General features: G+C 51.2%; 12 protein-coding genes. All 12 read right to left on the reverse strand.

What is annotated here, in order from left to right; genetic code table 11:
- Positions 1-41: 41 nt before the first annotated feature.
- Positions 42-995: a hypothetical protein gene (locus KJ869_08100; protein ID MBU1577153.1), complete on the reverse strand. Its 954-nt coding sequence runs from the start codon at positions 993-995 to the stop codon at positions 42-44.
- 199 nt (positions 996-1,194) lie between these two features.
- Entirely contained in the window at positions 1,195-2,886 is a 1,692-nt protein-coding gene (gene glyS, locus KJ869_08105; protein MBU1577154.1) for a glycine--tRNA ligase, read from the reverse strand.
- 234 nt (positions 2,887-3,120) lie between these two features.
- Positions 3,121-3,927 (reverse strand): hypothetical protein, encoded by an 807-nt coding sequence (locus KJ869_08110; protein MBU1577155.1) that lies wholly within the window; start codon positions 3,925-3,927, stop codon positions 3,121-3,123.
- 85 nt (positions 3,928-4,012) lie between these two features.
- The gene (locus KJ869_08115; protein ID MBU1577156.1) at positions 4,013-4,828 is read right to left on the reverse strand and encodes a FecR family protein; all 816 of its coding nucleotides are present in this window, start codon (positions 4,826-4,828) and stop codon (positions 4,013-4,015) included.
- A gap of 11 nt (positions 4,829-4,839) precedes the next feature.
- Positions 4,840-7,932 carry a T9SS type A sorting domain-containing protein gene (locus tag KJ869_08120; GenBank protein MBU1577157.1) on the reverse strand — a complete coding sequence of 1,031 codons (3,093 nt, stop codon included), beginning with the start codon at positions 7,930-7,932 and terminating at the stop codon, positions 4,840-4,842.
- A gap of 470 nt (positions 7,933-8,402) precedes the next feature.
- A complete protein-coding gene (locus KJ869_08125; GenBank protein ID MBU1577158.1) occupies positions 8,403-8,816 on the reverse strand; it encodes a hypothetical protein in 414 nt (137 codons plus the stop codon).
- Positions 8,817-8,921: 105 nt separating this feature from the next.
- Complete coding sequence (locus KJ869_08130) at positions 8,922-9,134, reverse strand: hypothetical protein (GenBank protein ID MBU1577159.1); 213 nt, start codon at positions 9,132-9,134, stop codon at positions 8,922-8,924.
- Between the two features lie 18 nt (positions 9,135-9,152).
- The gene (locus KJ869_08135) at positions 9,153-9,929 is read right to left on the reverse strand and encodes a hypothetical protein (GenBank protein MBU1577160.1); all 777 of its coding nucleotides are present in this window, start codon (positions 9,927-9,929) and stop codon (positions 9,153-9,155) included.
- A 37-nt stretch (positions 9,930-9,966) separates the two neighbouring features.
- Positions 9,967-10,746 (reverse strand): hypothetical protein, encoded by a 780-nt coding sequence (locus KJ869_08140; protein MBU1577161.1) that lies wholly within the window; start codon positions 10,744-10,746, stop codon positions 9,967-9,969.
- 12 nt (positions 10,747-10,758) lie between these two features.
- Complete coding sequence (locus KJ869_08145) at positions 10,759-11,400, reverse strand: HAD-IB family hydrolase (GenBank protein ID MBU1577162.1); 642 nt, start codon at positions 11,398-11,400, stop codon at positions 10,759-10,761.
- Positions 11,400-12,032, reverse strand: a complete 633-nt coding sequence (locus tag KJ869_08150) for a CDP-alcohol phosphatidyltransferase family protein (protein MBU1577163.1) — start codon at positions 12,030-12,032, stop codon at positions 11,400-11,402. Before KJ869_08150 ends, KJ869_08145 begins: the two co-directional genes overlap by 1 nt.
- Positions 12,025-12,525 (reverse strand): D-glycero-beta-D-manno-heptose 1-phosphate adenylyltransferase, encoded by a 501-nt coding sequence (gene rfaE2, locus KJ869_08155; GenBank protein MBU1577164.1) that lies wholly within the window; start codon positions 12,523-12,525, stop codon positions 12,025-12,027. The genes KJ869_08150 and rfaE2 overlap by 8 nt, the downstream gene beginning before the upstream one ends.
- Between the last annotated feature and the right edge of the window lie 112 nt (positions 12,526-12,637).

Here is a 12,637-nt window from a genome sequence, read left to right on the forward strand (position 1 = left end):
ACTTACCAAGGTTAATATAATATTTTTCATATTTTCCTCCTTTAGTTAGTTAATTGTTGTTTATTTGTACCGTCCGAATTCATGATCCATAATTTACCGTATTTCGCGCAGCAATTAGTATAAACTATCTTAGTCCCATCAGGGGACCATGTTGGCGTTTCGCCACATTCAACAAACAAATCACTTCCGGTCATTAAAGACGTTTGATTAGTACCATCTGAATTCATTACACATATTACCGGCAATCTTTCAGGTGTCATATAATCATAAGCTATTTTATTACCATCATTAGAATATTCCAAATGTCTAACATCGCCATTGATTGTTGTCAACCTTATAGTATCGCCCGTAATAACATTTACTTTATAAATAAATGTGCGAAAACCAGGCCCTGTATAGCTGTAATCAAAACTGGAACAAATTATGTTCAAATTATCTGAAGACCAATCCGGATCTCTCCCCACTGTTGTAAATTTACTTTTATTACCACCATCATTGTCCATAACCCAAAGGCCATCATTTACATCACTATAAAATACATCATAAGCTATTTTCGATCCGTCTTGACTCCATGATGGGAATGCAGCTTGAACACCAGTCGTTAATTGCACTAGACTATCACCATTTGATTTTATTTTACAAATATTATTATTTAGTGAAAAAACTACCCATTGCCCATCAGGGGACCAATCAGGGTGCCTACTACTTGAATATGAAGGATCATAATATTCTATTAAAAATGGCTGCATATTGCTGCCATCGCTATTTACAAGCCAAAGACCGGCCGTCAGGTCGCCAAATAATGTATCAATATAATATGGATCACCATTAAAATAAATAATATTATACCCTGTCGGTTTCCAGCTTGGTTCCAAATGAACTCTCCCATATACGGGTTTTTCTGGTGTTGGTTCTGGCACAACCGGCTCTACCTTGCTGCAACTTACACTTGTTGCAAGCAAAGCCATACATAACAACTTGAATATAATTTCCATTATAGTATCCCTTCACGAATTAACCTTGTTTGTAATTGTAATTTATTTAGGCATATCTGTCAAGTATTATTTTATCGTGGGGGGGGGGGATATTTAGGGTGTATAATTATGTAACTAGCGTTTGTTTTCTAAATAAAAACCCCTGTCGGCTTTTTACAAAGCGAACAGGGGTTAACATTGGTTAACATTAAATATTTTGTTAAACTCTCCACCCGGCAATCTTGCCCTGGATTACACCGGCCAATTCCTCGATCTTATGCCGCTCCTGCCCCATGCTGTCCCGGTCCCTTAAGGTCACTGTCTGGTCCTGCAGGGTCTGGAAGTCCACCGTGACGCAAAACGGGGTGCCGATCTCGTCCTGGCGGCGGTAGAGCTTGCCTATCCCGGCGGTGTCGTCGTAGATCGTGCGCAGGGTGGGCTGAAGCAGGGCCTTGATGTTCTTGGCTGTCACCACGATGCCCGGCTCGTTCTTCTTGAGCGGCAGAACGGCCACCTTGATGGGAGCCAATTCGGGGTGCAGCTTCAGGACGGTACGGGTATGCTCATCGCAAAGTTTGCCCACCGTCAAGCGGACCTTTTTAAGCAGTTCGATCCGGTCGGCTCCCGGCAGACTACAGGCGGCATCGATCTCCAGCAAGGAGTCCGGCAGTTTTTCCATCGAACCCTGAAGTGATCTTTCTATGGCCTGCAACTGCTCCAGGGTGGGGCCGTCCTGACCGGGCTTTTTTAGGGCCTCGGCTATCTTCTTGCCGATGCTCTTCAGGGCCGCGGCCGCGGCCTCCTTCAGCGGGGCCAGTGACTCATCTGATGGCTGGCTGAGCTGCTCTTCATTATAAGCCTCGCATAAAAAGGCCAGGGTGGCCCGGTCGGCCCCGGCCGATGGTTCGATGACATAGGGAATATATTTGGCCCCCTTCTTGCCGGTGGCAGGATCGGTGTAGGCCTCGTCGAAATATTCCATCTTTTCGGTGGAATGTTCGTTCTTGTTGAGTTTGAGCCGAGCCAAATCTTCTTCTGGAACATTGTTGCTGTGGGCCGTCAGGTCGTAATCCTGGCGGTTGGCCACCCCTTCCAGCTCGCTCCAGCCCAGTGAGCCGGGAAACAGATATTCCAGGTCCACGCAGGCCTTGGCGTAATGGGCCAGTTCCTCCTTGGCCTGGGGGCGTTTCTTTAAGCGCTCGGGGCTCAGGCCCAGGTTGATATACCAGTTATAACGGGCCTCCACCCATTCCTGGTGCAGCTGGTCGTCGGTCTTCTCGCCGGGCTGGAGGTATTGCGGCGGCTTGCAGAAATATTCTATCTCCATCTGCTCGAACTCCCGGGTCCGGAAGATGAAATTGCCCGGGGTGATCTCGTTGCGGAAGGCCTTGCCGATCTGGGCGATGCCGAAGGGCAGTTTGCGCCGCATGGACTGCAGGACATTGAGAAAATTGGCGAAGATGCCCTGGGCGGTCTCGGGCCGCAGGTAGGCCAGGCCGCTCTCGTCATGGACCGGGCCGACGTAGGTCTTGAACATCCCGTTGAAATCGCGGGGCTCGGTCAGCTCGCCACCGCACTCCGGGCATTTATCCCCCTTGACATGGTCGGCCCGGAATCTTTTACGGCATTTCTTGCAGTCCACCAGCGGGTCCACAAAGGTCTTCTCGTGCCCGGAATACTGCCACACCAGGCGGTTCATGATGATGGCGGCGTCCAGGCCCTCCATGTCATCCCGGCTGTAGACCACGCTTTTCCACCAGGCCTTTTTGACGTTGTTCTTGAGCTCCACCCCCAGCGGGCCGTAATCCCAGGTGGAGCCCAGCCCGCCGTAGATCTCGGAGGATTGGAATATGATCCCCCGCCGCTTGGACAGGGAGACTATCTTTTCAAAGGCATTGTCTGGTCTGGGCACTTAAATTTCCTCGCAAAAGTATTTATTAAACAAAATAGCACACGGATATCGCAGATGGTTTGGATTCCCACAGATAAAACCCATTCCGGGAACATCTTCAATTTCCGTGCAACCCGTGTTCCATCGAATATTTATTTAATTATAACTCTTTACCCCCTTTAAAATCAAGGATAAATAAAGCCGGGGCGATACCAGATCGCCCCGTTCTTTGACACCTTAATTGCCTGGCTTTTCCTAAAATCCCATCATCACTCCGGCCAGGAACCTAGTCACCGGCGAGGGCTTTACATCCACCAGATAGGCCGGGTCGCTGGCCAGGTCCATCCGCACTCCGCTTTCTTTCATTGCGAAGGCGTGAGATATTCCCAACTGGGCCTTGATCCAGCCCATATCGATGCCCAGGCCGGCTCCGGCGATGACGGCCGAACCTTTCTGCTCGCTGTCGATCCGCCAGGAATATTCCATGCTGTCATAATATGTCTGGTCGAACTCTATGCTGACCGGATATTGCGCCCAGCTTAAGCTTCCGAACAGCTCAAAGCCGCTCCATCCATCTTCCGGTCCCTGATCATCGCCCTGGAACGGCCGATAGGATCCCGACGCTGTGCCCCGGAAATAAAGGACCTGGTCGCTCTTCCATCCGGCGGCCGACAGGGCCAGGCAGGGGTCGCTGATCTTGGGGCGAAAAACCAGTTCGACGGCAGGCCCTACATCGTCCATCATGCCGGCGACCGAAAAGGACCTGACGGGCAAATAGGACAGGTACAGCAGGCTGTTGGACTGGTTCCAGGCCGAAAAGGTCTGATTGACCTGGCTGGTATAGAAGTAATCTATCTCGACCGTGTCCCGGCTGCTGAAATCGTGGAACACCCCGGCCTGAAAGGTCTTTCCCGGCCGGCTGTTGTCTACGATGACCGGCAGGTTGCGATGGATGTCGTATTTGAGGGTTGTCCGGGGCGAACAACCGGCCAAGGCCGATGCTATAATGAAAAATATAACCGGAGAGAGAAACTGAACGGTTTTAACGTACGGATATTTCATATATCCTCGATCATTAAAAAGTATGCGGAATATTCAATGAAGCCCCACGGAGGACCCGCAGGGCTTCAGTCTTGTCAGGATCTCACTATTGCGGCCAGCCCGGCGGAGCAGGAATGGTCTTGGCGCCCGGCTCCGGGGCCGGCTCGTCATCCCCGCCTCCGGCGATGATTATGATCGCGGACGTGGCCACCACCACCGCCGCCCCTCCGATGATGGCCGGGGTGGAGGCATACCAAGCCGTAGCCGCCGCACTGCCCATCGACCCTATCTTCATCGCTGCACCGGCCCACATGGTAATAAAGGCAATCTTGGCCGCCGTCATCACCACCGGATTTTTGGCCGAATCACCCTTGGCCACCGTGATCATCATCTTGTCTTTCACCAGAACCTCGCCTCCGGCGTCGCCCTGGATGGCCACCTCGCCATTCAGCACGTTCAGCTCGGTGGAATTACCCTCCACGAACACTCCGAACACCGTTCCCCGGATCCCGGCCACCGCCGTCGGCGTGGATACCGTGAACTTGGATTCCTTGGAGGACAGCTTGCGGATGGAGCCCAGGATCTTGCCGGCTGCCAGCCGGAAGGAATTGATGGTGGTCATGGGTTTCTTCTGCCTCTCCATTCTCTCGATCTCCAGCCGGCCCCTGTCCTTCAGCTTGAGGATGCTGCCGTCCGACAGCTTCAATTCGGCCTCGGACCCGTCAGCAGTGGAGATCATGTCACCGGGATAAACCGTCATCTTCATCACGGCCGGGACCGCAGTTTCGCTGCCCTTGCGCTGCACCTCGACCTTTCCCTTCATGAAGGTGATCTTGGCCTGGGACGGCTTGAATTCGGCCCGGGCCGGCTGGAGGGCCATCAGCATTATGGCCGTTGTTAAAATTGAAACGATCTTTTTCATTTTATATCTCCTTATTTGATCTTCACTAATTTACGGGTCCGCTCCTGGCCACCCGAGACCAGGCGCATGATGTAGATGCCCGAAGCTATCTTTCGGCCGCTGTTGTCCCGGCCGTTCCAGGTCTGGCTGTAATAGCCCGGCAGAGCGGTTCCCTCGGTCAAGGTTCTGACTAACTGGCCGGTTACATTGTAGACCTTCAGGCTGACCTGCCCGGCGGCCGCTAGTTGGTAGTTGACCGTGATGCTCCGGGCGAAGGGATTGGGATAGGTTTGATTGAGATCGAAACTCAGCGGCTTCAAGGCCAGGCCGCCCAGGCCCTGGTTGGTATAGATGACGGCGAATTCCCGGCTACCGGAAAATCCCAGCCGGCCGCTGCCGGATAAAACCGTAGCCTTATTGGTTTTCCGGTCCACCAGGTAAAGCTGATAGCCATCGGAGATCGTTTGGGACAGGTTGTAGGTCAGTTCCGCCGGCCGGTCTTCCGAGGAGGTCTTGACCGTCAGCGGCCATTCGATGTGATCGGACCGGGGCCGGAAGTCATACTGATATGCCCGGCAGGGCCCCTGGTTCCAGTCCTCATGCGGGATATAAGCCAGAACATCGCTGCTGACCAAGGGCGGTTTTTCGGCGTCCAGCCGGTCGTAGCCCTCCCGGGCCTGGGGCGAGACTCCGATCCTGATGCCCCGGTCGGCGGCCTGGCCGCTGATTACCGAGAACTCCGCCTGCCAGCTTACATCGACCTTGGGCGAGGCCACCAAGCGAACCCCCTTGGCGGAGGACTTGAAGGCCGGCATCATGAACAGCGAGCAGGGCTGCAAAGCATACACCGCGTAACCCTGCCAGGCCTGCAGGTGGCTGGCGCTGTCGAAGGCCGACAGGCTGTCCCAAGCGCCGTTGTTGATGAAATCGTAGCTGTTGTCGGAATAGTTCCACATCCTCTGCCGGACCAGGCTGTCGTTCAGGAACATATTATTGGTAGTATCGTTGTAGGTTCGCATCTGCTGCAGAGTGTCGATAACCTCGATGGCCTGCACCAGCACCGGATTTTCAAACGGACAGCCGATCAGGTTCCAGCCGGACTGCAGTCCTACGGTTGAATAATTGTCCTGCTGGAGGCCCTGGACATCGATGGTGGCGTTGTTGGCCGATGCCAGCCAGTAGCCGTAGCCATTATAAATATCGGGCCGGGCGACGAACGCGCTGTCTTTATAACCGAACATCAGCCAGGTGCTGTCGCTGTATGCCCCCAGATCGTCGCTCAGATTGGCCAGGGCGATATTGTCGGCCGGTTTTACCGGGACCGAGAATAGTTTGTAGGCTCCGCCGTTCCAGATGGTGCTTAAGTTAACGCTGGGCGTTAGCGCCACGAAGACCGAATCTTCGGCTACATTGAATACACCCTCCAGGTTGTAAGCCGAATCATAGGCCGCCGCCTCAAAATAATAACGGTGGCCGGACAGGGCATTAGTGAAAGTAGCAAAAGTATCAGCATAATCATTTACCAGGGTATTCCAAACAGCACTGGTATCAATACGGTAGTCTACCCGATATGACATCACTCCTGACAGGAGGTCCATCCCCCCGGTCCAGTTGACTTGAAAACTAGTGCTGTAGGCGGTGTCGCCGGAGAATGGTAGTACTATGGTATTGAAGGGCGCTTCGATATCCCGCCGGATCAAGGCCACCGCCCAGTTGTTATAATCTTCATTGCCCATGCTGTCGCTCAACCAGACATATGCAGGATAAACGCCATACAGGGTATCTATCGGCAAATTGAAGGTATCGGAATTCCCGCCGGTGGTGGTCATGGAATCGGTGCGGTCAAAAGGAGACGCAGGCGGCAGACCCAACTTAAAGTAGGCGCGGGTAATTCCCAATTCGGGATTGGTCCATCCCACCGGGGCAGAGGTATAGGTTGAATCCATCCACAGCGACGGATTAAAACCGTTTACCGTCGGATTGATGGGAAAGCCCGGGGCGGTAGTATCCACCGCCGGCACGTAGCTATAATCCACATAGACGCTATCCTGCCAGTTGTAGCCTGGATTAAATGGATTTCCGGCGCTGTCCCTGGCAACTACCATCAGATGGTACATGGTGCTGTCGGTCCCGAATAAAGTCAAAATTGCCGAGGTATCAGGCGGGAAATAGGTATAGACGGATGGTTCCGTAGAATCAGGCTGGATATAAAGATCATAAGCCACGATGCCCGAGCCGCCGGCATCGGTGCCGGGGCTCCAGAACACCGGCAGGGAATCGGTATTGATGATGGCCGGAACATCATAGATAGCGGCTCCGGTGGGAGCCAGCGAATCGTAGCCCATTATGGCCACCAAGCCGGGACCGACCGCGCTCGGTAAGGCCACATACAACTCTCCATTGTTTTGGTCGACAAACAAGCCGGATGGATTTGTACCAGGCAGGTTTATCAACTGGGTCACAAAATCACTGCCGGGATCAACTATCCCTATTTGGGAATTATTCTTATCGGTAAAACAAATTTGTTTGCTGCCCTGGTTGTAGGTAATGGTGTTGATGGAATCGCCTGCGGCTATGGGGCTGGCCACATCCATGCTGTCTATTACCCAGATGTTGATGTCCCCGGGACAGGCCACGTAGGTTTTCTTGTGCTCCGGGCAATAGGCCAGAGCCGAGGGTCCGGTCCCCACGCTGACCGTGGTGATCAGGCTGTTGGTGGAGGCATTGATGATGCCCACTTGGTTGCGGCCCGGCAGGGTGACATACAGCTTTTGCATCTCGGGGCTGCCAACCATTTCGCTGTTTGGCGTAACACCGCCCAAAACTATGGAATCGTTGATACCGTCGCTGACAGCGTCGATTACGCCCACCAGACTGTCATAATTATGGGTGACAAAAACCTGATTTCCCGGAAAATAATAAAGATTACCCTCAAATCCTGTCATATAGTTAAGCTGGCTGTAATTATTTCCGTCGTAAACATACAAGCCGTATGTGGGGGAACTGGCATACAATTTATTAGCTATCGGATTACAGGCTATCTGAATTCCGACAGTGCTCACCGACAAGGTAGTGTCGAGCAGATCGTTGTCTCCATTTAAAACGTACAGAGATCCAAAATTCATGGCGAGATACATTTTTCTGGTTGTTGGATTATAGGTCATTTCATTGGGGCCAAAGCCAACATTAAGGGGTTGATATATGTAATTTTTTATTATGCCGACTGTTGATTCCCCTGTGTTGGAGACATATATCTTGTTACTGTCGGAATTATATCCGAAAAATTGGGGGCTTATTCCGGCTGTTAGTTGATCTTTAAGATAGTACTGAGCATGGCTCAGCCCGGAAATCAGAATGACCCCGGCCAGCAGTAAAATAATTTTAGACGTTTTCATATTGTTATCTCCAAAGGTTATGGTTTGCTTTCGAAATATGGGTATATTATTGAGTATAACAGCAATTATTGTTCCAATTATCCAATTATTTTAAAACACCTTGACACAAGAGGTTAGAATCTGCTTCTGCGAATATTTTTAAATCTGGTTGCATATTTGGATATTAATTTGCCGTACCATGATTATACATTTGAACAACCTCAATCCCGTTCCACCTCATAATCCGGCTCATCCTCATCATACGAAGAATTACCTTCCGGCATATTTTGATGATCTTCAGACGTCCGAACTTCTTGGGCTTTTTTTCCTTTTCCGACCTCCGCATCTCCGAAAGAACTGCGCACCGAAGACAGATCCAATATATCCTTTTTCTGGCCGGCCTTTTTCTTGCTCTGTTGCAGCAATGAATGAGGATTAAGCGAAACACCGCTCTGGGAGAGCCTCTGGTCAAGCCCCGAGGCAAAAGCCTCCCCGCTCTCGTCCAGCGCTTGGACCAGTTCCTGGATCTGCTCGGGCGACAGTTTTTCGCCCAGCTTCTTCAGGGTTCCCGGCATGTCCGACAGCAACTGGTACCGCAGGGAATTGTCCCCAAAGGCCTTTTCGATTATTTTCAAGACCGGATTATCAGCCATAGCAAAAAATATGTTTTAAAGGGCCAGATCCCGAAAAACAAAATCTGCGGAAATCTGTTCCATCTGTGTAATCTGCGTTCCGTAGCCTTATCCGATATCGTCCAGGTCCACTGGCTCGTCCTTGGGGTGGCACACCCCGCAGTAGACCGAGTCCGATACCGCCAGGCCTTTTAATTTATCCTGCTTGTCGCGGTACATGGTCAGGACGATGGGCAGGGTCTTGGCGTGTTCTTTGCAGACCGAGCGCCCGCAGAAATTGCAGACCGCATTGGCCGGCCGTTCGCAATGCCAGCATTCCATAGAATTATTCCTTTTTAGTTAGAAACAATATTTGATTTTAATATTAACCCCCGATTGAAATGGGTTCTTCACGCTAAATTGCCAGGGGGTTTCGTTCTCGCTTATATAAACTCCCGTATAACCACTGTCTGAATATTTTCTGGTCCCTTCCCGTTTATTATAATAATAATAAAACGACAAAAAAGTGCTCTCGACCCCCACCGAGAAAGTTCTTTTCCCGATCATTATATCCCGTTCCAACCCGATGGGGATGGCTATGGTATAACTATAATATTTTGTTTGGGATGTGGAAATATAACTCGTGGTATCCGACATATAATAGGTGTATTCTCTGTTGTAATCGGAGCTTTGCTTTCCGTAATAGTATGTGACTGATAGGCCGGAAAATGCGTTAAACAGATTGTTTTTATAAAACTCATGAAGCAATTCAGGGTTTAATCTAACCGACCAGCCGTTGCCCTTTTCATCCGTTATAGAATAATATGGGCTATCAATTTCTGTAGAATAATAGTTTCGGGGGTTGTTATTATATTCAAGGCCCAGTGACAAATACCCTTTACCATATATCTTCCTTTGCATAATAATGGTTCCGGGTAAATTTGTTATGGATGATGCCCTGAATCCAACCGCCCATTTGGGAACAAACGGCTCAGCGCAAGCCCCAGTTTGGCATGGCGCTTCGCATGCCGCAGGTTTGCAAGGCTCGGCTGTTGGGGCCGGCAAGCTGTCGGTTTGGGCCAGGCACCACGAAGCGGCAAACGTAATGAATAAGGCGGTCAGCAGGGTTTTCTTCATTTGGGCTCTCCTAAAATAGATTAATTAGTTTTCTTTGCTAAATATAGACCTTGAAAAACACCTTTACATACCCCTGAAAAGGATTGTCCAGATTAAACACCATCGGTTGTTTTCTGGTTGACTCATCCTCGTCAACATCAAGGGTTGGGCTCCAATAACTTTCATTAGTATATTTTCTACAGTACTTATACCATCCACCAGATAAACCTATGAAGTTATTTGCTATTCCCACCGCTACCGGATATTTTCTTATTTTAAACTGTTTCTCTACAAATACAGGAACGCCGATATCGTAGTTGAAGCTGTTGCTTTCACTGTAATAGGTGCTATAGTAATAATAATACCTTTCTGTCCGGTTCTCGCTGACCGATGTATTTCTGCTCCTGCTTAAGTTCGCCCTTACCGATACCCCCCCTGCAAGCATTTTCCCGTTCAACGCCATGTAGCCGATTTCAGGGCTTAACGTGATGCGCCAATTCTTGTTTTCATAGTTATAACGGGTAGAGTCTTCGGCGTTATAATCTTCGCCAGGTTTATCATTGTAATAATCGCAACTGAAACCGGCGCCCACGAAATATTTGGATGAAATTTTCCTTTGCAGGAAAACAGTTCCCGGTAAGGCCTTCAGGTCAAGGGACGTGGCCTCAAAACCTATTACCCATTTTTTGTCCAGACATTCGGTTGTCTTGGCCACAACCGGAACGGCTTCCTGAACCTGCTGGATTTCCGTTGTGGCACTGCTGGTATCGGCCTCCTGCCCCAAAGAAATTCCGGCACTTAGGATCAAGCCCAGGAACAGCGCAGTGAAGCTTTTCATACTTCCTCTCTGTTAATTTATTATTTCCCATTTTTTAATACGGGATATTCTTTCCAGTTTTTTCTCCGGCGTGACCGCTACGGCCTTCCCGACCATCTCCAGCAGCGGCAGGTCATCCATCGAATCGGCGTAGGCCACGGCCTGGGACATTTTATATGCATGGTCGAGACAATATTTTTCGGCCAGCTTCACTTTCTCCCGCCCGAACGGGTGAACCTCCGGCACCGCGCCAAGGAATCTTCCGTTCCTGGCGGCCAGGCGCGCCGCGATAAAGTCGTCGGCTCCCAGCCTTGTGGCGATATGGCTGATCACAAAATCGGGTGAGCCGGTAAGCAGGATCAATTTATCCCCGGCCATTTTATGGGCCTCCATTCTTTCCACCACCCGGGGGTTGAAAAATTCGGGCAGCGCATCTTTGGCCAGCCGGGCGGCAATGATCTCCACCTCATCGGTTCTCAGGCCGTTAAGATAGGCCTTGTTCTTTTTAAAGATGTCATGGCCGAATTTCGCCCAGTAACGTATGGTGAACGCCGCATAACTCAAAAGCTGCTTGGGCCCGATGATTCCTTTTTCTATCATGGCCTTGAACAGCTGCAGCTCGCAGCTGGTGCCCCTGAGCAGGGTGCCGTCTATGTCCAGGAAGACCACTGCCATCAGACCTTCTTTCGGATCTTCCTGAACGGGGCGAAGATATCCTCGGTGACGATGAATTCGGCGATCACCGGAATGCTGCGCAGTATGCATACTGCCACGGTAACGTAGACCAACCCGCCGGTGATGATAGTGAACAGCCACTGCCAATTGCCCCAGAAGACCGGCAGCAGTTTGGGCCAGGGCTGCAGCAGAAATATCCAGCCGAACACCACCGCCTTTAAGGCTCCATACAGGCCGCGCATGAAGCGCCCGGCCACCAGGAACTTGGCCCAGCGGGAGACGGCCATGCCGAAGGGGGTCTGGCCCTTTTCCGCACCGTGGCGGCGGATGGAATCCACCACCAGGCTGCGGGTGATGAACACGATGGCCACCCACACCGGCACCAGCCGCAGGTCGGCCAGCACTATCCACAGCACATTCTCCACCACCCGGTCCACGATGATATCGAAGATGGCCCCGAATAGGGAGCTCTCGTTGCGCTTGCGGGCCACGTAGCCGTCCACCGCATCCAGCACCAGAACCACCACCAGCAGCGGCATGTTGGCCAGCTGGAGGTATGGATTGGACTGGTAGGCCATCACCACCAGGCCGAATAAAAGAGCGAAACGGAACAGGGTTATCAGATTAGCCATGGTGTTTTTTCTGATCGGAATAGATATCCACGATCTTCTTGATCAGCTCGGAGGTGGACCTCCCCGGCGTCAGTTCGACGGGGATCACCTGCCCCCCGTTCTTCAGCACCGCCTCGGCGCCTACTATTTGCTCGATAGAATAATCCGCCCCTTTCACCAAAATGTCCGGCAGGATGGTTTCGATCAGTTCGGCCGGGGTGTCCTCGTCGAAATAAACGATGTGATCCACACATTCCAGGGCAGCCAGCACCACCGCCCGGTCCTCCTGGCTCACCAGGGGACGCTTGGGCCCCTTGATGGCATGCACCGAGGCGTCAGAATTAAGGCCGATCACCAGGATATCGCCCAACTCTTTGGCCTTCTGCAAATATTCCACGTGCCCTCGGTGCAACAGGTCAAACACTCCGTTGGTGAAGACCACCTTTTTATTTTCCTTTTTGGCCTGCTGCCTGATCGGCAATAATGTCTGCTTGCCTTTTATCTTGTTTTCCATTTGTCTAAATTAGAAATAAATGTTTTTATCGGATAATGATCGTTTCCCTGCTCTTATATAATAGCAAAACCACGGGGATAATTCCATCAAAATAATCCACCCTCCCCGGATC

The organism is Candidatus Edwardsbacteria bacterium (assembly GCA_018821925.1).
In the GTDB taxonomy this organism is placed as follows: Bacteria; Edwardsbacteria; AC1; order AC1; family EtOH8; genus UBA2226.